The sequence below is a fragment of the Bacteroides caccae genome (genome assembly GCF_002222615.2).
GTDB classification, from domain to species: domain Bacteria; phylum Bacteroidota; class Bacteroidia; order Bacteroidales; family Bacteroidaceae; genus Bacteroides; species Bacteroides caccae.
Genome location: NZ_CP022412.2, coordinates 3,168,350 through 3,192,633 on the forward strand (window position 1 = coordinate 3,168,350; position 24,284 = coordinate 3,192,633).

Here is a 24,284-nt window from a genome sequence, read left to right on the forward strand (position 1 = left end):
ATGGCAGGATTATCCAGTTCGGCAATTGTCGGATTTATCTCATCCGGAATAAAGATGGGTGAGAAAATCGTAGAATTCTTTTTATCCGGTTTTTCGGGTTATGGTTGGAAAATTTGGGAATATGTCAAGGGCAAGTGGATGCTTGAAATTGACGCTATCCGTGTACGTGGACAGTTCACCGTATTCGAGCTTCTGGTGTCTAAGATCAGGGCGATAATCGGTGCGCAGACTATTACACAGGGATGTGGCAAGATTAAGACAGTCCAGATGTCGGAAGACGGGACTGCCTACCTTGTCACACTCGAAGAACAGGACATGAGTTTCATGGAGCATGACTTCATCCGGTGCCAGGAGTTTACAGGCAACCAGCGATTGTATCACGTGGAGATAGAATCAATCGTTGACGGAGTAATCCGCATTCCGGTATCGGAGTTTGAATCGGAAGTGAACGAGGACGGGGTTACCTTTGTTACGAATCCCCCCATAGTGGGTGACGACATAGTGCAATTTGGTAACAGTTCATACGAAACACAGTACGCAGGAAGGCATTCCGCTATCTATATGCACGCTGATGAAAATGCACAGCCTGCCATTGACGTGCTGGCCGGTATTTATTCAAAGGACTGGAGCAACTGCCTGAAGGTTCGTGTGGGCGGTGATATACCGGGAACGAATGGATTGAAAGGATTCTATTGCGTCAACGGTATGCTGAAAGGTGTAGACGATGACGGGACAATCCTGTACCAGTTCAATCCCGACAGTTCCGGATTCATTGCAAAAGGCAATATCAGATGGGACAAGGAAGGTAACGGTGACATATTCAACAGGGCTATATATTGGGACACTGACGGCTTCCATTTCGGAAGTGGCGTGAAACTTACTTGGGATAACTTGGATAGTGAAGTAAAAAAAAACCTGAAAGGCGAACCTGGGAAAGACGGTAGCAGTCTTGTATATAAAGGCGAGTTCACTTCTCATCCCTCCAATCCTCAGAACGGCTGGTATTACCGCAATACATCCGACAAGAAGAACTATGTCTATCAAGATAATGCTTGGTATGTAATGACCGTTGACGGTGAGGATGGCCTGGACGGAATTAACGGTAATGACGGAAAGGATGGTCTGGACATTGTATGGAAAGGTGACTTGTCTGCCGCTCCAGCTGACCCTGTTAAAAACTGGGTGTATCGTGACACTGACAACGGGCGTGTCTACATCTATAACGGCACAGCTTGGGAATTAATGGTGGCAGATGGCCTGGACGGTACGGATGGTACAAACGGTAAGGATGGTATGAGAGTTTACATAACCTATCATGACAGCGAAACCGAACCTGCCGTTCCTACAGGGAATGGTACAACCGAAGGTTGGCATACAAATTCAACGGCATCCGTCGTTTGGATTTCACAGAAGGTTGCAGATAGTGCAGATTCAGGTGAATGGGGCACTCCTATCAGATTCAGAGGAAAAGACGGTCAAGATGCGAACCTTCTTCCGTGGATTGAGGAATGGAACAATAATAAGACGGAAATAGGAGGTGAGTATATGGTGTCTCCCAAGATGTTTTCCGGCACAAAAGACAGTAACGGGAAGCTGACAGGCGTCGCTATGGGACGTGATTGTCTCACCGGAGCTGACGGGACGAAGCGTACCGGGATATTCGCATTGGTTGATGATGAAGTAGTGTTCGAGCTTGATCCAGTCAATAAAAAGTACAAATTCAAAGGAGAGGTGTTCGCGAATAAGGGAACTTTTACTGGAACGGTAAATGCAAATGACGGCGTTATTGGTGGTTTTGAAATTGAAGGATCCGGGCTTAAAAACATTAGCGGACGAGATGCCATGATTTCCGTCCAAACGGATTATGGTGATCATCAAAGGCAAGCGGCACTTGGAAACACATTGTCCGCCATGGTCGGATTCGACGTGTCTGCTTATATGTCCGCTACAGGAAATTGGAACTCTTTCAACAGGGCACTCATGCTTCGCGCCAGTGGTAGTACGATGAGAAAGGATATGATGTTTGGGGGATATTGCAATTTATGCATTGACGCTATTGGTGGCGTTGACTGGAAAATGGACAAGAACGACCATTGGAGTATGCCCGGAGTCCTTGGTTTTGTTGCTGTTGAAAGAGATTTAAATTCTGTCCAAAGGTGGGGTGACGGAATGATAATATCACGCATACAACGCACAAGTACCGGACAATATACCTTATATCACTCACAAGGGCATACTGATTATATTGTAATTGTACAAACGACTCCCTGGGCAGTCGATGGCGAGCGTTGGACTATAGGTATAGAGTGTGGGCGGTACAATGATCATTTTAATATACAGACACTTGATGCCAATAAGGGGCTTATGAATATAGATTTTCGAGTTGTTGTAATAGGACGCCCCGCCGATTAATACTTTTCTGCAATTGGTTATCAGTTACCTATAAAAGAAGATGAACTTTTCCAAAGTACGAAGAAAATGGAGTAAAAAGAAAGCCGTCCTGTTCATCACGAAGTTACTATTAAATAAAAATTGAAAATACACATTTCGTTTTATGTTAACGAGATTGAAAACTATTCAAATCGATTTGTGATAACTTCGCAAATCGTTTTGCCGTTTATACATGTTTAGCTATATATAAGCTCTCCGTTTCGTAGATATATTCAGCTAAGTCTTTTAGTTTTTTAGAGCATCTGACGTGTACTTCCCCTCTTTCGAATTTGTGCAAATAAACAGTGAGAAGTTCCGTTTCATCTCCGGTTAATCCTGTCCTGTTTTCGAGTTCCTCCCAACTGATGATTTCCCCTTTCACATGTCTTCTAGTGTTCTTTTTCCGTTTTTGGACCTTCTTTTTTACTTGTACTTTTTTCTCTTGTTGATTTGTTTTTTTCTTTGCCATAGTTTGCTAATTTTTGCAATGGTTAAATAAATTAAATAATAAATTATACTTTGGCAAGCGTGCAACGAACCTGCAAAAAGATTTGTTTTTTTGCTGCATGCCAAATGGTATATATTATAAAATAACTAGTGATGCAAATGATGAGTAAAAATGGATTTAGCCGGTGTGGAGAGATCTACATCGGTCGTTTGCGAAAGGAAGGGCGTTATTCTACGGCGCATGTCTACAAAAATGCCCTCCTTTCTTTCAGCCTGTTCTGCGGCACGTTCAATGTGTCGTTCAGGCAAGTAACCCGGGAACGTTTACGACGTTACGGACAGTATCTTTATGAATGTGGGTTGAAGCCCAACACCGTTTCCACGTATATGCGTATGCTTCGCAGTATCTACAACCGGGGAGTGGAAGCGGGTAGTGCTCCTTACATCCCCCGCCTGTTTCACGATGTCTATACGGGTGTGGATGTTCGTCAGAAGAAAGCCCTTCCTGTCACCGAGTTGCGGAAGCTGCTTTATGAAGATCCCCAATCGGAACGTTTACGCCATACACAGGCTATTGCCGCTCTGATGTTCCAGTTTTGCGGAATGTCGTTTGCCGACTTGGCACATCTGGAAAAGTCAGCTTTGGACCGGAACGTGTTGCGGTACAACCGTGTCAAGACGAAAACTCCGATCAGTGTGGAAGTGCTGGATACCGCGAAGGAGATGATTCACCGGCTTCGCAACAGTCAGCCTTCCCGCCCTGATTGTCCGGACTATCTGTTTGATATCCTATCCGGTGATAAGAAACGTAAGGATGAAGGAGCTTACCGTGAATACCAGAGTGCTCTTCGTCGATTTAATAATTGTTTGAAGGATCTGGCTCGGGCTCTCCGTTTGAATTCTCCTGTCACTTCCTACACGCTCCGTCATTCTTGGGCAACGACAGCCAAGTATCGCGGAGTGCCGATTGAAATGATTAGTGAATCATTGGGACACAAATCTATAAAAACCACACAAATCTACCTGAAAGGCTTCGAGCTTAAAGAACGTACAGAGGTAAATAAAGGGAATTTATCTTACATAAAGAATTGTTATGTAGGTAAATAAAAAGATGTAATGAGTTAATAATCAGAATTAAAGTGTATCTATTACTTCTTAGGTAACAGAATTAAATTTGACGCAAAGATAGACATATTTTAAGATAGTAAACAAATATTTTCCCATTTTTTTTCGTTTTATCTGAAACATAGGGCAAAAAAGTATTTGAACATGAAATCTCTTTTTTCATGCTCAATGATTTTTTATTGCCCGAAATCAAGAAATCTTCTCGTTGAATATCAGGCCCCCCTCTTTTACACCCTGTATATCAGTGTAATTTCCCTTTTTCATTGTTGTGTGTGTCTTGTGTATATACTGCCTGTTACCTAAGAAGTAACAGATATACATGGGGTAAAAAAATATGATTTTAACGAAACAAAAATCAGCAAATGCTGGGCCTAGTAATGGGACAGGGGAAGGCGTAGCATACTCAAAACGTTGGTATGTCGCTTTGGTTCGCATGCATCACGAGAAGAAAGTAGCCGAGCGTTTAAATAAAATGGGGATTGAGAATTTCGTTCCGGTTCAGCAGGAACTTCATCAATGGAGTGACCGACGCAAGATGGTCGAGTCTGTATTGCTTCCAATGATGGTATTCGTACACGTTGATGCAAAAGAACGTAAAGAAGTTCTTTCCTTTTCTACAGTAAGTCGGTATATGGTAATGCGAGGTGAGAGCAGTCCGACTATCATTCCTGATGAGCAGATGGCTCGTTTCCGATTTATGCTTGATTATTCAAAATATGTCATTTCCATGAACAGTGCTCCCTTGGCACGTGGTGAAAAAGTTCGCGTCATTAAAGGTCCTTTAACTGGACTTGTGGGTGAACTTGTTACAGTAGACGGCAAAAGCAAGATAGCTGTTAGGCTTAATATGTTAGGATGTGCTTGTGCTGATATGCCGGTAGGGTATGTAGAACCGGTTAGATTTTGAATATGTACTTGTATTTCTGATACATTATTTTATTCATTTATACTACAATGGAAAAAACATTGAAGGGCATAGTACAATATGCTCGTAAAAACTATTTCAGCTATTGGGTTATTTTAGGTATTGATACGGCACTGTCTGTTTTATGTTCATTGGTCGCTTATGCCGTAATTCACTATATGGCACATGTTCCGATAAGTGACTGGATGCTTTGCAAATTTATTTGCGTCTCTTTAGTGTCAAGTGTTGCAGGGGCATTAATATTCCACACTTATCGTAATACAATTCGTTTTTCACAGGCACGTGAACTTTGGCGTGTCATGTGTGCCGTCCTATTCAAGGTAGCCTGTCTGGTGGCTATTTCTTATTGGGTTATTTATGAGACTGAATTGCCGGATAATTATAGGATATCTTATCTCTTGTTTGATGGTTTATTGACTTTGGCGACACTGACAGCCTTCCGTGTATCACTGATAATTGTCTATGACCTGTTGCTGGATTGGGTGAATAAGAAGAATACCCGCATTCTTATTTATGGTATTGACGAAAAGAGTGTGGCCTTAAAATTCCGTCTCCGCGACAGTGCACATTATAAAGTTGCAGGTTTCTACACTTACGGTAAAAACAACAGTAGACGTCGTCTGACAGACCTTCCTATCTATTATTTTGAAACAGAAGAAGACTTTAATCGTGTCATAAAAAAACATGGTATTCATGGTATTCTGTTTTCCTGTTATGAAGATACCCGTCTGGAGGAGAACCGCCTTTTAGAGTATTGTAAAAGTAATGCTGTCAAGACTTTTATTGCTCCTACTATCAGTGAAGCGGATTCTGACGGGAACTTTCATCAGTGGATACGTCCTATTAAAATTGAAGATTTATTGGGACGTGCTGAAATCAATATAAACCTTAGTCAGGTCGCAGAAGAATTCAGAGGAAAAGTTGTATTAGTGACCGGTGCTGCAGGTAGTATCGGTAGCGAGCTTTGCCGTCAATTGGTGCAAATGGGTATTCAAAAACTCATCATGTTTGACTCTGCAGAGACTCCTTTGCATAATGTCCGTTTGGAATTTGAGAAAAATTATCCTGCTATCGATTTTGTTCCGGTGATTGGTGATGTACGTGTGAAAGAACGTGTGCGTATGGTATTCGAACTTTATCATCCTCAAATTGTCTTCCACGCCGCTGCTTATAAACATGTTCCTTTAATGGAAGAAAATCCTTGCGAAGCTGTACTTGTCAATGTCACGGGTTCGCGTCAGGTCGCCGATATGGCGGTGGAGTATGGTGCAGAAAAAATGATAATGGTTTCTACCGACAAAGCTGTGAACCCGACTAATGTGATGGGATGTTCCAAACGTTTGGCGGAAATCTATGTACAGAGCTTGGGGTGTGCTATCCGTGAGGGAAAGATAAAAGGACATACTAAATTCATTACTACACGTTTTGGAAACGTATTAGGCAGTAACGGTTCTGTAATCCCGCGCTTCAAGGAACAGATTGAGAACGGTGGTCCTGTCACAGTGACTCACCCTGATATTATTCGTTTTTTTATGACGATTCCCGAAGCTTGTCGTTTGGTTATGGAGGCTGTTACAATGGGAGAGGGTAATGAAATCTTTGTCTTTGAAATGGGCAAGGCCGTTAAGATTGTCGACTTGGCTACCCGTATGATTGAATTGGCGGGTTATCGCCCGGATGAAGATATAAAGATTGAATTTACTGGCTTGCGACCGGGTGAGAAACTCTATGAAGAAGTGCTGAGTGATAAAGAAAATACGATTCCTACCGAGAATAAAAAAATTATGATAGCTAAAGTACGTCGGTATGAATATGCTGATATTCTTGATATATATGCGGAGTTTGAGAAGTTGTCCCGTGCTGTGCGGATTATAGACACGGTCAGATTGATGAAAAAAGTTGTTCCGGAGTTCAAATCGAAGAATTCGAAATTTGAGGTACTGGATAAAGAATAATAAACTTGAGAAATTTATGTATAATTTGTTTTGTATTTGTGCAAGTAGAGTAAGTAGAAAGGGGAGGGGGGTATTTCCCTGTTTAGTTGCGATATTGCTGTTCGCTTCCTGCCAGTCGTATAAGAAAGTTCCTTATTTACAAGATGCAAAAGTTGTAGAACAGACTGCTCAACAGGAAAATCTATATGATGCAAAGATAATGCCTAAAGATCTGCTTACTATTGTAGTGTCATGTACCAGCCCGGAATTGGCTGTTCCGTTTAACCTCACGGTAGCTACTCAAAATAATGTAGCTATAACCAGTACAACCTCCCAACCGATATTGCAGCAATATCTCGTAGATAACGATGGAAAAATAAATTTTCCGGTACTAGGTGAGTTGAGGGTAGGTGGCTTGACCAAGAAAGAGGCGGAGCAACTGATTGTGGAGAAACTGAAACCTTATATCAAAGAAACGCCGATAGTCACTGTCCGTATGGTAAACTATAAAATCTCCGTATTGGGTGAGGTTGCCCGTCCGGGAACTTTTACTATCAGTAACGAGAAAGTGAATTTGTTGGAAGCGCTTGCTATGGCGGGTGACATGACGGTTTGGGGAGTTCGCGACAATGTAAAGCTGATTCGTGAAAGTGCTGATGGCAAACAGGAAATTATAACACTGGATTTGAACAGTGCGGAGACCATTCTTTCTCCCTATTACTGGTTGCAGCAGAACGATATCGTTTATGTGACTCCGAACAAGGCAAAAGCACGCAACTCGGATATTGGTAACAGTACAAGTCTCTGGTTCTCCGCTACTTCTATTTTAGTGTCATTGGCAAGTTTATTAGTAACAATTTTCAGATAATAGCATTGTATGATTGATGAAAGAAAAGATAAATTAGGGGAACAGTCCGAAGAACAGGTTAATATTCAGGAACTTCTTTTCCGTTATCTGATTCACTGGCCTTGGTTTGTAGTATCGATAATTATTTGTATTGCTTGTGCATGGGGATACCTACGTCTGACAACACCTATATATAATATTTCTGCCACTGTCCTTATTAAGGACGAAAAGAAAGGTGGTGGTGCAAGTATGTCTTCCGATTTAGAAAAGATGGGATTGGAGGGTTTCGTCTCTTCATCTAGCAATGTAGATAATGAAATCGAAGTACTTCGTTCAAAGTCTTTGGCCAGAGAGGTGGTAAACAATCTGGGACTGTTCGTGACTTATATGGATGAAGACGAATTTCCAAGCAAAGAGCTTTATCATACATCTCCTGTTTTAGTGAGTCTGACTCATCAGGAAGCGGATAAACTTCCGGGTAGAATGGAAATAAATATGATTCTTCAACCAACGGGTGCGTTGGGGGTACAAATTACAGTAGGCGAAAAAGAGTACCGGAAACAGTTTGATAAATTGCCTGCTGTATTTCCGACAGATGAGGGTACGGTTGCTTTTTTCGCAAATAACGATACCTTGTCAGCAGTTTGTCCGGAAAATATAACCAAAGAACGTCATATCACAGCTTTTATTAACAGACCTTTTTCTGTGTTGAAAGAATATGTTAACTCTTTGTCAATAGCCCCCACTTCAAAGACTACTTCTGTAGTTGTTATTTCATTGGAAAATACAAATACCCGGCGTGGTAGAGATTATATCAATAAACTGCTTGAAATGTATAATATCAATGCCAATAATGACAAGAATGAGGTGGCTCAGAAAACTGCTGAATTTATTGACGAACGTATTGGTATTATTTCTAAAGAATTAGGCAGTACAGAACAGGATTTGGAGAACTTCAAACGTAGTGCGGGAATTACTGATTTGAGCAGTGAAGCACAGATAGCCTTGACAGGCAATGCTGAATATGAAAAGAAACGCGTGGAAAATCAGACTCAGATAAATCTGGTGATGGACTTGCAACGCTATATGAAAGGTAATGAATATGAAGTATTACCGAGTAATATCGGCTTACAGGATGCAGCATCAGCCGGTGCGATAGACCGTTATAATCAAATGCTGGTTGAAAGGAAACGTCTGTTGCGTACTTCGACGGAGAATAATCCGACCATAATCAATCTGGATACCAGTATCCGTGCAATGAGAACCAATGTGCAAGCTACCTTAGATGCTACATTGAAAGGATTGCAGATTACCAAAGAAGATCTGGCTCGTGAAGCAAGCCGTTATTCCCGCCGTATCAATGATGCACCCACTCAGGAACGCCAGTTTGTAAGCATTGCCCGCCAGCAAGAGATTAAATCGGGTTTGTATCTGATGTTGCTTCAAAAACGTGAGGAGAATGCCATCACTTTGGCGGCTACTGCCAATAACGCGAAGATTATTGATGAAGCGTTAGCAGATGACAATCCGATTTCTCCCAAGAAGACGATAGTTTATTTGGCTGCTTTAGTCTTAGGTGTGGGACTTCCGGTAGGAGTTATTTATCTGATAGGTTTGACAAAATTCAAGATTGAAGGTCGTGCTGACGTTGAGAAATTGACTTCACTTCCTGTTGTTGGTGATATTCCGTTAGCAGATGAAAAGACTGGTTCTATAGCGGTATTTGAGAATCAGAATAATCTGATGAGTGAGACTTTCCGGAATGTCCGTACTAATCTCCAGTTTATGCTTGAGAATGGTAAGAATGTAATTCTGGTAACTTCTACTATCAGTGGTGAAGGTAAGTCTTTCATATCTGCTAATTTAGCAATTAGTCTTTCTTTATTAGGGAAGAAAGTGGTGATAGTAGGACTGGATATTCGTAAACCGGGGTTGAATAAAGTCTTCAATATACCTAAAAAGGAACATGGTATTACTCAATATCTGACAAACACAACTGCGAATTTAATGGATTTTGTGCAGCCTTCTGATATAAACAAGAATCTGTTTATTCTTCCCGGTGGTACAGTTCCACCTAATCCAACAGAATTATTGGCTCGTGGAGGGTTAGAGAAAGCCATTGAAACATTGAAGGCGAATTTTGATTATGTGATATTGGATACAGCGCCGGTGGGTATGGTAACCGATACTTTACTTATAGGACGTGTCGCAGATTTATCCGTATATGTATGTCGTGCTGATTATACCCATAAGGCAGAGTTTACTTTGATTAATGAATTGGCTGAAAATAACAAATTGCCTAATCTCTGTATTGCTGTCAATGGTTTGGATCTGAACAGTAGGAAGTATGGTTATTACTATGGCTATGGTAAATATGGCAAATATTATGGTTATGGAAAACGTTACGGTTACGGATATGGAGAGAAGCATGGAGGTGAAAAATAATTAAATCAAACAAAATATGCGTGATTTTAAAGACATTAAGATTGCCGTAGCCGGTACGGGCTATGTGGGGCTGAGCATAGCGACGCTGCTATCACAACATCATCATGTAACCACCGTGGATGTAATTCCCGAAAAGGTGGAAAAACTGAATAATAAGATTTCTCCAATCCAGGACGATTATATCGAGAAGTATCTTGCTGAAAAGGATCTTAACCTCACAGCAACTCTCGATGGTGCCGCAGCTTACAAGGATGCAGATTATGTAGTAATCGCTGCTCCAACTAACTATGACCCACAGAAAAACTTTTTCGATACACATCATATCGAGGATGTGATCGACCTCGTTTTGAGTGTGAATCCTGGTGCAGTGATGGTAATCAAATCTACTATTCCTGTAGGATATTGCCGTTCACTTTACGTGAAGTATGCGCTCAAGTTTTTGACCGATCCTTCACTCAAGGGTAAGAAGTTCAATTTGCTTTTCTCTCCAGAGTTCCTTCGCGAGAGCAAGGCACTTTACGATAATCTCTACCCATCTCGTATAATCGTTGGCTATCCAAAGATATTGCCGGCTGATCGCAATAAGAAGTGGGATGAGGAAAATGCATCTATTGAGGCAATCAGTAATGCTGACGCTGAGAAAAATGCAAAAACATTTGCCGCACTCCTTCAGGAAGGCGCAATTAAGGAAAATATTGATACTCTTATCATGGGTATGACTGAAGCAGAGGCTGTTAAGCTATTTGCTAATACGTATCTTGCACTTCGCGTGTCTTATTTCAATGAGTTGGATACTTATGCTGAAGTAAAGGGCTTGGATTCTCAGGCAATCATCTCAGGTGTAGGGCTCGATCCACGTATCGGAACACACTATAATAATCCTTCATTCGGTTATGGTGGCTATTGCTTGCCAAAAGATACAAAGCAGTTGTTGGCTAACTATGCAGACGTTCCTCAAAACATGATGAGCGCTATCGTGGAGTCAAACCGCACGCGTAAGGACTTTATTGCTGATGAAGTTCTTCGTAAAGCCGGTTACTATACCGCCAATAGCGACTGGAATGAATCTTCAGAGAAGGAAGTTACAGTCGGTGTATTCCGCCTTACTATGAAGTCAAATTCTGACAACTTCCGCCAGAGTGCCATTCAGGGCATCATGAAGCGCGTAAAGGCAAAGGGTGCCAACATCATCATCTACGAGCCAACACTTACTGATGGTGAAACATTCTTCGGCTCTAAGATTGTCAACAACCTTGATGAATTCAAGAAACTCAGCAATGCTATCATTGCTAATCGCTATGATACCGCATTGGATGACGTAAAGGACAAGGTTTACACACGTGACATCTTCCAGCGCGACTAAGGATTTCCAAAAACAAACTATAAACTAACATGGCCAATTTCCAATATCACATATTCTCACCTTACCGTGTTTGCCCTGATGATGGTGCAAAATTTGTTGAGGAATAAAAATCTCTAATTCGAGACAAGAAAAATCAAAGAATACCAGCTGCATCATGTGTCATGAGCAACCATCTATAGAGAAACTCCAGCGCACTGGAGTCATTGTCGTTGATGACAACATGCGCGTACTCAATATGTAAGAAAAACCGCAAGAGCCAAAATCTCATTGGGCTGTTCCTCCATTCTATGTATATTTTAAAAAAAAATTGGGCCTTGTTTGCAATTCAGTTGCTAATGGTTGTGGAAAGGATGCCCCAGGCAATCTTGCCCATTACATGGTTGACAATACTAAAATGCATGCATGGAAAATGTCAGCAGGCCGTTTCAACATCGGATCTCTCGATACTTACTATGAAGCAGTAAAAAAATACGGAAAATAAACATGGTAAAATTTAATTTAGATTTAAACGGAAAGACTATTTTGGTAACAGGTGCTGCTGGATTTATCGGTAGTAATCTTGCAAAACGTCTTATAAACGATTATAAAGATATAAAGGTAATCGGTCTTGATACCATGACCGATTATTATGATGTTAATATTAAGAAAGAGCGTCTTCGTGGAATAGAGGCTCTTGGTGGCAATTGGTCATTCGTGGAGGAATCTATTGCAAACAAAGAGGTTATCGATAAAATATTCACAAAAAATCGGATTTCAGTAGTAGTTAACCTTGCCGCACAGGCTGGTGTACGCTACAGCATTACTAATCCAGATGCTTATATTCAAAGCAATCTCATTGGTTTTTATAACATTCTTGAAGCATGTCGTCATCATGAAGTAGATCACTTGGTTTATGCTTCATCGTCAAGCGTATATGGTAGCAATAAGAAAGTTCCATACTCTACAGAGGACAAGGTGGATAATCCTGTTTCACTTTATGCAGCAACCAAGAAGAGCAACGAGTTGATGGCTCACGCTTATTCAAAGCTTTATAATATTCCATCTACAGGTCTTCGCTTCTTCACTGTTTATGGCCCTGCTGGTCGTCCAGATATGGCTTACTTTGGCTTCACCAACAAGTTGCGTGAGGGCAAAACTATTCAGATCTTCAACTATGGCAACTGCAAGCGCGACTTCACCTATGTAGATGATATCGTAGAAGGTGTACTGCGTGTGATGCAACATGCACCAGAAAAAGCCAATGGTGAGGATGGATTACCAATCCCACCATATAAGGTTTACAACATTGGTAACAATTCACCAGAGAATCTCCTTGATTTCGTAACTATCCTTCAGGAAGAATTGATTCGTGCAGGAGTATTGCCATTTGATTACGATTTCGATGCTCACAAAGAGCTTGTACCTATGCAACCAGGTGATGTTCCTGTAACATTTGCAGATACAACACCACTAGAAGATGATTTCGGATATAAGCCAAACACGCCATTGCGTGAGGGCTTACGAAAGTTCTCTGAGTGGTATAAACAATACTATGGATAATATAATAAACCTGTCGAGTTTATATGTATTAGCATTCAAATAAACTCATATGGTATTCTGGCAGCACAGGTAGGCGAAAGGCGAAGTTCGATACTTCCTGCCAGATCAAATATAATTTGAAATATGAATATTCTTTTAACAGGTGGAGCAGGTGCTGATGGACGTGCAGAAGTCTGATCCTGAGTGGAATGTGGTGCTGCTTCGTTATTTCAATCCTATTGACGCTCACGAGAGTGGTTTGATAGGTGAGAATCCGAATGGCATTCCAAACAACCTGATGCCTTATATCACGCAAACGGCTATTGGCATGTGCAAGGAACTGGGTATTTTTGGTAATGATTACGATACTCCTGATGGAACTGGTATTCGTGACTTCATACATGTTGTAGATTTGGCGAAAGGCCATGTATGCGCATTAAAGGCTATCGTTGAGAACAAGAGGTATAATATAGAGTGGATAAGTATAACTAGAATGAGATCCCTACTTTTTCCACACATTCAGCAATGATTACTCTCAAAATTAAATTGCTATAGGTAGGATCTCATTCTTTTATTTATTATGATAAGAAATAGGGAAGATCTTAGGTTTTATTTAAAAGAAGACATGTCTCAGTATTCTTTGTCTTTTTGGAAATATATTGCTTATCTTATTTATGGATTTGAAAATGCATATATATTGAAATATTTAAGGCTTTTGAGATACTGTGAATATCATTATAATTGTCACCACAAAATAAGATTTCATTTATATAATATTAGGAGACAACATTTGGGATTGAAATTAAACATTGACATTCCATTAAATGTTTGTGGTTATGGCTTACGTATTCGTCACCTTTCTGGTGGTGGTGGGATTTTACTAAATGCTAGAAAAATAGGAAATTATTGCTCTTTTAATTCGGGAGTTTTGTTAGGCAACAAGGATGATAATAGTAAGAAACCGATATTAGGTGAACGTGTCTCGTTTGGTCCATCTGCTAAAGCCTTTGGTGATATTGTAATTGAGGACGATGTTTTTGTTGCTCCTGGTGCAATTGTAACTAAGTCTGTTAGTAAATCACAGATTGTTGGTGGAATACCTGCAAAACTATTAAAAAACAAATAGATTCATATATGAATAGATATTTTTTAGATGATCAAAAAGCTCCTTTGAAAAAACTTATATGGCAGATATTCTTCGTTTTTTTCTTCGTTTATGAAGTTCAACCATTTGGAGTGCCTGACATGTTGACTTCGCGAAAGATAGTTTTTTACATTGCTGGTTTTACATTTATTACAAGGTTTTTAAAGCGTTTTAATTCAAAGACCTTTGATGATGTTAATTTTAAAAGGACATCAAAAAAATTAATTTCGATTGGTTTTGTCGTTTTCTTATGGCAAACTCTGATAACTTTACTACATTCAGGTACAGGCAGTGGTCAACCTATGTGGGGTAAAACATTACTGTTTTTGTTATTAACTTCATTTTTTTGTACCTTTTCTTATTTCTTTTTTAATAATATTAAACAGTTTCTACTTGCGATGTTTTACGCAACTGTGATTCAATCAGTTATTTGCATTGCAGATTTCTTTTCATTTGAAGTGAAAGTGTTTCTTTATAACCATTTTATGGTTGATGCAAATTTTGGTTATTTGTCTAGCTCAAGAGCTTACGGTTTAGGCGCCGCAGAGTCACTGTTGGCTATAAATCTTTTTTTGGGTCTTGTTCCAACTGCAATTTTGATCATTGGATGTTCAAAAAATGTATTTTATATTTTTGGATATATTGCAATATTATTTGCTGCTTTATTGGTGGGTTCAACTGGTTTTATTTTGGGAATTCTATTGCTAATCTTGACTATAGGCTTAGTCTTTATTTATGGTAGTTTCTACCAAAAATCAAGCTTAGCAATTATTGGAACAGTTGGTTTTTTTATCTTGTTTTCTTTGGCAGCTGTGTTTTTTTCAGATATTGAAGAGTTTGGTAATTTTCATAAGATATTAGCCTTTCAAGAGGTTGGAATTGAAAATCAAAATACAGTTCATACTTTAAGAGAACAAGCTGTAGCTCCTATTTGTCTGCATACTTTATTGGGAACATCATATTATCGTGGAACGGTTGATGGATTAACAACAATGTCGGACACTGGCTATTTACAATCATATTTTGGAAACGGCTTAATCTTAACTCTTGTTTTTTATTTTTATTTATATCGACTTATGTTTATAAATGTTAGATATATAAAAAATCGAGTTATTTGTATATTATTGGGGTTTCTTTTTCTATCTATTGTTTTTGCGGAAGGAAAAGAACCTTACATTTATCATTATGGTAATACCTTTGTTTTCTTTTTAGCTTGTTTCCTTTCGAATAAACCTCATAAACAGTTGATTAAGTGATATGATTAGTGTCATTGTTCCAATATATAATGTTGAACGTTACATTAATAAATGTATTGATTCTATTATTCATCAGTCTTATAAAAATTTGGAAATTATTTTAGTCGATGATGGATCTCCTGATAAATGTGGCGAAATTATTGATGAGTATTCAAGAATTGATAAACGAATTCATGTAATACATAAATCTAATGGAGGTTTAAGTTCTGCCCGAAATGCTGGGTTGGATATTGCTTCTGGTGATTTTATTGGTTTTGTTGATAGTGATGATTGGATTGAGCCTACCATGTATGAAGAAATGCTTTCATTTATGGAAAAGGAACAATTGGACCTTGTTGAGTGCGGAATAAATTTGGTTACTAATAATATTAGTAATAAATATATAGAAAAACCATCTATAGTTTTATCTGGTAAAGATGCTTTAATCAGGCACTTAGATTCTAAAAATAGAACAGTTCAATCGCTTCCAAGAACCGCAGTATGGTCTAAATTGTTCAAAAAAGAATTTTGGAAAACTAATCGTTTTCCTGTTGGGGAAATTCATGAAGATTATTTGTTGACTTGCAAAGCTTTGTATGAAGCCAAATCTGTGGGACTATTAAGAAGGGGACTTTTGAATCATCTTACAGATAATCCTAATAGCATTGTTAATACAAAGTTCAATTCTAAAGATCTTTATAAAGGCAAACAACTAGAATATCGAATTACATATTTAAAGGAAAAAAAAGAGCCTACACTTACAAATCTTGCTATGATTTCATATTATGGTTATATAGTATCAGCTATATGGAGATGTGATCAGAATGGAATGCCAGAAAGAGATAAATTAATTGCTAAGATAAAAGAAGATAAGAAGATTATATTCTCTCTTAATCTTCCATTTAAACGAAAAATAGATGCAAGGTTAATATGTTATTATCCTAAATTATATCTCATCCTACGTAAATTTTTTAATAAAATTAAATAATTTCATAATATGAAAGTTGTTCTTCTTGCTGGTGGATTTGGCTCACGTATAAGTGAGGAAAGTCAGTTCAAACCCAAGCCAATGATTGAAATTGGTGGAATGCCCATACTTTGGCATATAATGAAAGAATATGCCTTTTTTGGTCATAAAGAATTTATTATTTGTGCCGGCTATAAACAGGAATATACAAAGGAATGGTTTGCCAATTATTTTCTTCATAACTCTGATGTTACTTTCGATTATCGTAATGGTATGAATGAGATGACTGTTCACAGGACTAATATGGAACCATGGAAAGTTACAGTCGTTGATACTGGTTATAATACAATGACTGGAGGTCGTATCAAACGTATTCAAGAATATGTTGGTAATGAACCTTTCTTTATGACTTATGGAGATGGTGTTTGTGACGTAGAAATAGATAAACTTCTTGATTTTCATAAATCACATGGAAAACTAGCAACTCTTACTGCAGTGAAAATGACGCAGGATAAAGGTGTTCTTGATATAGGCGGTGATAATGCGGTTAAATCATTCCGTGAAAAGAGTGCTTCTGATGGTGCACCTATTAATGCTGGATATATGGTTCTTGAACCTAAAATCTTTGATTATCTTACTGATGATTCATGTGTTTTTGAGAAGATTGCACTTACAAAACTAGCTGAAGAAGGTCAGTTGATGTCTTATATTCATGAGGGTTTCTGGCAGTGTATGGATAACATACGTGAAAAAGCAATGTTAGAAAAATTATTAGCTGAAAATAAGGCACCGTGGAAACGTTGGGAACGCTCAGTTCCAAATATTCCTGATTTCGCAAAATAAATAAAATGGAAGATATATTTGATTTTTACAAAGACAAGCGTGTATTTCTCACAGGTCATACAGGCTTCAAGGGATCTTGGATGTGTAAGATGCTTGCCAATGCTGGAGCGATCGTAACTGGCTATTCTTTGAATGCCCCTACAGAACCTTCACTTTTTAAGATTGCCAATATCGAAGGTGATATTCATTCTGTAATTGGTGATATTCGCAATCGTGAGTCATTAATGGCTGCATTCAATGAGGCTCAACCAGAGATCGTTCTTCACCTTGCTGCGCAGCCAATCGTTCGTGACTCTTACAAGGATCCTGCTTATACATACGAAACCAATGTTATTGGTACTGTAAATATCTTGGAGTGTGTTCGCCAAAGTAATTGCGTAAAGTCATTCCTTAATGTGACTACCGATAAAGTTTATTTAAATAAAGAATGGAATTGGGGCTATCGTGAAAATGAGGAGTTAGATGGCTATGATCCATATAGCAACTCTAAGTCTTGCTCTGAGCTGGTAACTCATAGTTATAAGCATTCATTCTTTACAGATAAGGAAGGACAGCCTATTATCCCTATTTCAACAGCTCGTGCAGGTAATGTAATCGGTGGTGGCGATTTTGCTAATGATCGTATTATCCCTGATAGTGTACGTGCAGCTGAAAAACATGAGGATATCGTAGTTCGCAATCCATTCTCAACACGTCCTTATCAGCATGTTCTCGAACCACTTTATGCTTACCTCTTGATTGCCATGAAGCAATATCAGGATAGTAAGTATGCTGATTACTACAATGTAGGTCCTGATGATGTAGATTGTTTCCAAACAGGTGCTCTTGTAGATCTTTTTGTGAGCAAATGGGGCGAGGGGTTGAAGTGGATCAATAAGTACGATGGAGGTCCTCATGAGGCTAACTTCTTGAAGCTTGATTGCTCAAAACTCAAATCCACTTTTGGATGGGCCCCACGTTGGAATTTGGATGAAGCCATGGAGAAGATTGTAGAATGGAGCAAATGCTGGCTTGCAGGTGGCGATGTTCGTGCTTGCATGGACAAGCAGATCAATAAATTCCTCGGACGTTAATTAACTTAACTAGAATGAAAAATGTAATTGTAACAGGTGCTAACGGTTTTATCGGTAACTCTCTGATCAAGAAACTGATTGAAAATAATGTAAAGGTTGTAGCAGTTGATATCAGCTTTGCTGCACCTAGATTGCCAGAAACTGATCTTATCACAAAGATTGAGGCAACGGTTGATGCGTCACTTGCCGATAAGATACCTGCTGGTGAATATGATGCTTTCTATCATCTAGCATGGAGAGGTGTGAATGGAGCAGAAAAGGCAGATCCAACCATTCAGCTTGCCAATATTCAGATGGCTATTGATTGTGCAAATATCTGCAAGAAACTGTCTGTGAAAAAATATCTGTGTGCAGGCACTGTTGCTGAGAATGCTACCTATAGCCTTCCTAATCTTCAGGCTACCAGCGGTGGTATGATGTATGGTGTTGCTAAGCATGCATGTCATTTAATGGTTGACGATTATTGCAAGAACATCGGTCAGCAATTCGTTTGGATGCAATTCTCTAATATCTATGGAGTAGGCAATAAGACTGGTAATCTTGTCAGTTATACCCTTGGTGAGTTGTTGGCTGGTAAGGAAGCGACATTTGGCCCTGGTCTTCAGCCATATGATTTCATTTATGTTGAGGATTTGATTGAGGCTGTTTATCGTCTTGGTGCTCACGAAACCAAAAAGGCCTTCTATTATATAGGTTCAGGTTCTCCTCGCATCTTAAAAGGCTATCTTCTTCGCATTGGCGAGTTAGCAGGATATGCAGATAAGATAGGTATTGGCATCCGTCCTGATGACGGCATCAAATACACTATAGAGATGTTTGATAATAGCGATCTCGTTGAAGCAATTGGCAACTATGTATCAACTGGCTTCGATTACGGTATCAACAAAACAATTACTTGGCTCAAGAGCCTCTAAATATATATTATTATGATTCAAAAGTTTGAATTCAAAGAGACATCCTTGAAGGGTGCATACGAGATAATTCCATTTTATGCTACTGACGAACGTGGTGGTTTCGTCAAGGATTACAACATTGATTTGTTCAAGCAGAACGGTATCGATCATGAGTTGAAGGAAGTTTTTTATACCATCAGCAAGAAAGGTGTTATTCGTGCTACTCACTTTCAGTTGGTTAAGCAGCAAGCAAAGTTGGTTCGTTGTATCAGCGGTCATGTTTATGATGTAATCGTCGACCTTCGTCCTGATTCTCCAACCTTTGGTAAGTGGCAAGGATTTGATCTTACAGGTGACAACCAGAAGACACTCTATGTACCTCAGTTCTTTGGTCACGGATATTTGGTACTTGAAGATTCTATCGTAAGCTACAAGTGTGGCGAAGTATTCTATGGCGAAGGTGATAGCGGTATCATGTACAATGATCCTGACATCAATATTGAGTGGCCATTTGAAAAGATCGGTGGTATCGAAAATCTGACTATCTCAGAAAAGGATACACATTTGATGAGCTTTAAGAAATATCAGGAAAAGGTTAAGTAATGGGTAAATATTTAATCGTTGGTTGTGGTTTGTCTGGATCTGTGATTGGCAGAGAACTTGCTGAGGATGGTCATGATATTACTATATGGGATAGACGTGATCATATAGGAGGAAATATGTATGATTATCTTGATGAGCATGGTATTATAGTTCATAAATATGGCCCTCATTGCTTTCACACAAATAATAAGGCATTGTATGATTATATGTGCCGCTACAATCAATGGCGTCCTTTTAGAATTTTTTGCCAAGCAGAAATAAATGGTAAAGCAACGCCATCGCCATTCAATTTCCAGACGATTGATGATTTTTATACAAAAGATGATGCGCAAAAACTCAAAGATGCGTTGAAAGAGAATTATCCAAACCGTGAGTTTGTTACAGTTGTAGAGGCTTTGGAATCTCCTGTAAGCATAATTAGAGAATATGCCGAATTTTTATTTGAAAAAGATTATAGCCTATATACCGCAAAACAATGGGGTATGGCACCCTCAGAGATAGATCCATCTGTTCTTAAACGAGTGCCATTGAGGTTATCGTATAAAGATGGATATTTTGATGATGAATATCAGGTTATGCCTGTTACTACTTATGAGCAATTTTTTAAAAATATACTCAATCACCCAAATATTAAGGTAAAGCTTGGAATCGATGCATTGGATCATATTTCCAAAGACGAAAAACGCAATATTATTCTTGTTGATGGAGATGACAGTTTTAATGTAATCTATACAGGTGCATTAGACGAATTATTTGATTGTTGCTATGGTAAGCTTCCATATAGATCATTAAGGTTTGAATGGAAGTATGAAGAGAAAGATAGCTTCCAAGGAGCACCTTTGGTGGCATATCCTCAAGCTGAAGGGTATACTCGCATAGTAGAATACAAGAAAATGCCACTTCAGGATGTAAAGGGAACTTCTTATGCAGTAGAATATCCTCTTCCTTATAATCATAGTGAGGAAGTAGAACCATATTATCCTATACTGACAGAACATAGTCAAAGCCTCTATATTCAATATAGAGAACTTGCTTCAAAATATTCTAATTTAATTGCATGTGGAAGATTGGCTGACTTTAAATATTATAATATGGATCAAGCACTAAATCGATCATTAGCCCAGAGTCGAATAATTCAAGAAAAGAAGTAATTAAATAAATGGGTACAAAGAACAGAAATTCAAGTATTGAATTACTTAAGTTAATTTCAATTATACTTATTGTGTTGTCGCATGCTGCAGCTAGTGCACCTATTGCTACTAAAAATGGGGGGGATTTAGTACTATTAAATTCATTAAAAATAACAATTACTAATTTAGGTCAAATCGGTAATTGCATTTTTTTTGTTAGCTCTGTATGGTTTTTGTTAGAATCTTATAATGTTAAAATTAATAAGGCAATAAAAATGATTGTAGAATCATTTTGTACTTCTGTTTTTTGCCTTGCAATAGTTTTGCTTGCAGGATATAATATCCCTCTTAAAGAGATAGTCTTTTCTTTTTTCCCATTAACTTTTGGATTTTATTGGTTTATATCTTGCTATATTTTAATATATTTAATTCACCCATATATAAACTATGTGATAGAAAAATTGAGCCAATTTCAACTCTTTTGTATCGTTAGTAGTTTTGTATTGCTTTATAGTGTATACGTTTTAATATTAGGAGGTGACTATTTTTATTACAACGAGTTAATAGGGTTTCTTTCTCTGTACTTTATTACAGCGTATTTTAAGAAATATTCAAATAATAAATTATCTAGCAAAAAATTGTGCATATTGATATTGTTACCTTCATTATTATGGATTATTGGGTCAGTATTTTTAGCTATATTGGCTGCTAATGTGGCATCATTCTCAAATAAATCACTTTGGCTTAATAAATTTATTAATCCTTGCTTTGTTGCAATAGCTTTGGGACTTGTTTCTTTTGCTAACAAAAGAAAATTTTACCTTGCTTCGATTAATTATTTATCATCTTTAACATTAATTGTTTTTATGCTTCATAATAATAAATTGGTCAGAACAATTGTTGAGATTGATTTTTATAATAAAATTTTCCTCAGGGATGGATTTGAATTTTGGATTCCAGCTGTATTAATGTATTTTGGAATATCGATTATTTTATCCTTTGGACTTTCATTTATCTTAGGTAAGATCTTTAATTTATATCTATTCAATAGATTTATAGAATATATTGCTTTACAGCTTCGAACATTTTTTCTTAATACTTTTTATATTTTTAAATAGATATGGCTATATTAAGTATTAGCATCCCTACATATAATCGTGTTGAGCAACTGAAGGAGTTAGTAGAATCAATTTTGTTTATTGATACACCAGACATTGAAGTTGTTGTGACTAATAATGGATGTACCGATGGTACTATGGCAATGTTGCGTGGTATAGATGACTTACGTCTGAAAGTATTCACAAATGATAAACCAGTTCCTGGTTATTATAATATGATACTCGGTCTTTTCAATTCGAATGGTAAATATGTTCTTCATTGTAATGATCGTGATATCTTATGTACTGAACGACTGCTTGAGTTTGTCGAATTTTTAAAGAATAATAATTATTCTTATATAAGCACTACACGAAATTATTTAGAGCCAACATATGATTTAAAGGTTTATGATAAGGGATTTTCATCATTACTAAATCAAGATTATTCTAGGCATCCTACGGGAATGGTTTTTAATCGCTATTTAATGAATAAGTATCTTCAAAAAGAGACTTATTATAAGTATGTTGACGATACTTTTACTTATTGTTTTTTGCTACGTGATTTATTAATATATGAAAAGTCTGCAATTTATGACAATAGAATTTGGAACGAACGGCACAGCTCAATAAAATTAAAACTGGCTTCTGGTTCAATTTATAAAGGAGGACTATATTTTGAACCTGAAAGAATTTGCGTGTTTATGAGAAGCGTAATAAAACATTTAATAGGTAATCCATATTTTTCTTTAAATGAAAACCAAGAAAAAACTCTTATTATAAGTGTTTTCAAGTATTTTAAGAAACAACTTATATATAAGAAGGAGTGTTTTGTTGATAATAGAGAATGTGCACATTATGGAATGAAACAACGCTTTATTTCGTATTTCGAAATGAAGAAAAGTTATCTTCAGTACCTACATGAATGTGATGATGTTCTTGAAACCACACCTTATACGGATTCGTTGAATAGGGAATGGTCAATGGAAAAAAATAAGATTATGAAATATTTACTAAAAGACTGTCTAAAGGCAGATTATTTTATTCTTGTTAAAAAATATAAGAGATTAGTTGATTCAAAATATCCTTACTAGAATGAAAAAAAAACTTATTTTTATTTGCTGTGAGATGGGAAAAGGAGGTGTGTCCAAAAGTCTGGCATCTCTTTTAAATACTATTGATTACGATGTTTATAATGTAGATTTATTTTTATTTTCTCGTCAGGGTTTGTTTTTAGATCAAGTACCTTCAAATGTAAATATTCTCAAAGAAACAACTACATTAAGAGAGTTAATATTTACTTTCAAATTTATAGCAGCATTTAAAAGGTTATTATCTATTGTTCTTTGTAAAAGAATAACTTCTTTAGAAAAAAGATGGCGTTTATTTTGGAAATTAAATAAAAAATCATTTCGACCTAATTCTAAAAAGTATGATTGTGCAATATCGTATAATGATGGAGTAGAGCTATATTACATGGTTGATTGTCTTTGTGCAAATGTTAAAATTGCTTGGAATCATACTAATTATACTAACTCTTTTACCTATAAGCCGACATTAGACAAGTTTTATTATGACAGGGTAAATTATATTGTTACAATATCGGAAGAATGTGCATATACATTAAAAAGAGTATTCCCTGAAAATGCGGATAAAGTACGTATCATCGAGAATATTGTTCTGAAAGATACACTTATGTCTTTAGCTGAAGTAGAAAATCCATATGACTCGTATTCAATAGATAGGGATACCACTGTTATTTGTACTGTAGCTGGTTTGTATGTTAGAAAAGGCTTTGATTATGCATCTGTTGCATTAGGTAATTTAAAAAAAGAAGGTATAAAGTTTCTTTGGTTTATTGTTGGTGGAGGTCCGGAAGAAAATGAAATTAAAGATCTTGTTAGAAATAATAACATTGAAAATGAAACCTTTTTTCTACATCAACAATCTAATCCCTATAAATTTGTAAAATGGGCTGATATATTCTTGCTTACAAGCCATGCAGAAGGAAAGAGTATTGCGATTGAAGAGGCCAAGTTATTAGAGAAACCTATATTGATAACTCATTTTGCTTCAGCTTTTGATCAAATAGAATCTGGTAAGAGTGGTCTCGTTGCAGAAATGACAAATGACTCAGTTACAGAAAAACTGCGGATGTTAATAGGAGACAAGGACTTACAAACAAATTTGAGTAATTATTTAAAAAACAATACTCATTCTAATAGGGATAAGAATATAAATGCATTATATTCCTTAATTAATTCGTAA

General features: G+C 37.5%; 21 protein-coding genes. 20 read left to right on the plus strand and 1 reads right to left on the minus strand.

All coding sequences use genetic code 11. From position 1 onward, the window contains the following. Positions 1–2,412: a hypothetical protein gene (locus tag CGC64_RS12960; protein WP_005676003.1), complete on the plus strand. Its 2,412-nt coding sequence runs from the start codon at positions 1–3 to the stop codon at positions 2,410–2,412. Positions 2,413–2,617: 205 nt separating this feature from the next. Here CGC64_RS12960 and CGC64_RS12965 read toward each other — a convergent pair whose 3' ends face one another. Then, positions 2,618–2,899, minus strand: coding sequence for a DUF4119 family protein (locus CGC64_RS12965; RefSeq protein ID WP_005676002.1), 282 nt, complete (start codon positions 2,897–2,899; stop codon positions 2,618–2,620). 140 nt (positions 2,900–3,039) lie between these two features. Here CGC64_RS12965 and CGC64_RS12970 point away from each other — a divergent pair, with 140 nt between their 5' ends. The 19 genes from CGC64_RS12970 to CGC64_RS13065 all read left to right on the plus strand — a co-directional run bounded on the left by CGC64_RS12970 (position 3,040) and on the right by CGC64_RS13065 (position 24,284). After that, a complete protein-coding gene (locus CGC64_RS12970; RefSeq protein ID WP_272791476.1) occupies positions 3,040–3,984 on the plus strand; it encodes a tyrosine-type DNA invertase cluster 3b in 945 nt (314 codons plus the stop codon). Positions 3,985–4,336: 352 nt separating this feature from the next. Further along, the gene (locus CGC64_RS12975) at positions 4,337–4,909 is read left to right on the plus strand and encodes a UpxY family transcription antiterminator (RefSeq protein ID WP_005675999.1); all 573 of its coding nucleotides are present in this window, start codon (positions 4,337–4,339) and stop codon (positions 4,907–4,909) included. 47 nt (positions 4,910–4,956) lie between these two features. After that, positions 4,957–6,882, plus strand: coding sequence for a polysaccharide biosynthesis protein (locus CGC64_RS12980; protein ID WP_005675998.1), 1,926 nt, complete (start codon positions 4,957–4,959; stop codon positions 6,880–6,882). A gap of 16 nt (positions 6,883–6,898) precedes the next feature. Further along, positions 6,899–7,729, plus strand: coding sequence for a polysaccharide biosynthesis/export family protein (locus tag CGC64_RS12985; protein WP_005675997.1), 831 nt, complete (start codon positions 6,899–6,901; stop codon positions 7,727–7,729). Between the two features lie 9 nt (positions 7,730–7,738). Then, complete coding sequence (locus CGC64_RS12990; protein WP_005675996.1) at positions 7,739–10,153, plus strand: GumC family protein; 2,415 nt, start codon at positions 7,739–7,741, stop codon at positions 10,151–10,153. 16 nt (positions 10,154–10,169) lie between these two features. Continuing rightward, the gene (locus CGC64_RS12995; protein ID WP_005675995.1) at positions 10,170–11,516 is read left to right on the plus strand and encodes a UDP binding domain-containing protein; all 1,347 of its coding nucleotides are present in this window, start codon (positions 10,170–10,172) and stop codon (positions 11,514–11,516) included. 483 nt (positions 11,517–11,999) lie between these two features. Next, positions 12,000–13,055, plus strand: a complete 1,056-nt coding sequence (locus tag CGC64_RS13005; protein ID WP_005675991.1) for an NAD-dependent epimerase/dehydratase family protein — start codon at positions 12,000–12,002, stop codon at positions 13,053–13,055. 157 nt (positions 13,056–13,212) lie between these two features. Further along, positions 13,213–13,563, plus strand: a complete 351-nt coding sequence (locus CGC64_RS13010; RefSeq protein ID WP_005675989.1) for an NAD-dependent epimerase/dehydratase family protein — start codon at positions 13,213–13,215, stop codon at positions 13,561–13,563. A 51-nt stretch (positions 13,564–13,614) separates the two neighbouring features. Further along, positions 13,615–14,160: an LbetaH domain-containing protein gene (locus CGC64_RS13015; protein ID WP_005675988.1), complete on the plus strand. Its 546-nt coding sequence runs from the start codon at positions 13,615–13,617 to the stop codon at positions 14,158–14,160. Positions 14,161–14,168: 8 nt separating this feature from the next. Beyond that, entirely contained in the window at positions 14,169–15,434 is a 1,266-nt protein-coding gene (locus CGC64_RS13020) for a hypothetical protein (RefSeq protein WP_005675987.1), read from the plus strand. 1 nt (position 15,435) lies between these two features. Next, complete coding sequence (locus CGC64_RS13025) at positions 15,436–16,401, plus strand: glycosyltransferase family 2 protein (protein ID WP_005675986.1); 966 nt, start codon at positions 15,436–15,438, stop codon at positions 16,399–16,401. 9 nt (positions 16,402–16,410) lie between these two features. Next, on the plus strand, positions 16,411–17,223 hold the full coding sequence (gene rfbF, locus CGC64_RS13030) for a glucose-1-phosphate cytidylyltransferase (RefSeq protein ID WP_005675985.1): 813 nt from the start codon (positions 16,411–16,413) through the stop codon (positions 17,221–17,223). Between the two features lie 5 nt (positions 17,224–17,228). Further along, positions 17,229–18,296, plus strand: a complete 1,068-nt coding sequence (gene rfbG / locus CGC64_RS13035; protein ID WP_005675983.1) for a CDP-glucose 4,6-dehydratase — start codon at positions 17,229–17,231, stop codon at positions 18,294–18,296. 14 nt (positions 18,297–18,310) lie between these two features. Continuing rightward, positions 18,311–19,210: an NAD-dependent epimerase/dehydratase family protein gene (locus CGC64_RS13040; protein ID WP_005675982.1), complete on the plus strand. Its 900-nt coding sequence runs from the start codon at positions 18,311–18,313 to the stop codon at positions 19,208–19,210. Positions 19,211–19,222: 12 nt separating this feature from the next. Further along, positions 19,223–19,792 (plus strand): dTDP-4-dehydrorhamnose 3,5-epimerase, encoded by a 570-nt coding sequence (gene rfbC, locus CGC64_RS13045; RefSeq protein WP_005675981.1) that lies wholly within the window; start codon positions 19,223–19,225, stop codon positions 19,790–19,792. Further along, the gene (gene glf / locus CGC64_RS13050) at positions 19,792–20,943 is read left to right on the plus strand and encodes a UDP-galactopyranose mutase (RefSeq protein WP_005675980.1); all 1,152 of its coding nucleotides are present in this window, start codon (positions 19,792–19,794) and stop codon (positions 20,941–20,943) included. Before rfbC ends, glf begins: the two co-directional genes overlap by 1 nt. An 8-nt stretch (positions 20,944–20,951) precedes the next feature. Beyond that, positions 20,952–22,040, plus strand: coding sequence for an acyltransferase family protein (locus CGC64_RS13055; RefSeq protein ID WP_005675979.1), 1,089 nt, complete (start codon positions 20,952–20,954; stop codon positions 22,038–22,040). Between the two features lie 2 nt (positions 22,041–22,042). Further along, positions 22,043–23,110 carry a glycosyltransferase family 2 protein gene (locus CGC64_RS13060; protein ID WP_005675978.1) on the plus strand — a complete coding sequence of 356 codons (1,068 nt, stop codon included), beginning with the start codon at positions 22,043–22,045 and terminating at the stop codon, positions 23,108–23,110. 1 nt (position 23,111) lies between these two features. Beyond that, the gene (locus CGC64_RS13065; RefSeq protein WP_005675977.1) at positions 23,112–24,284 is read left to right on the plus strand and encodes a glycosyltransferase; all 1,173 of its coding nucleotides are present in this window, start codon (positions 23,112–23,114) and stop codon (positions 24,282–24,284) included.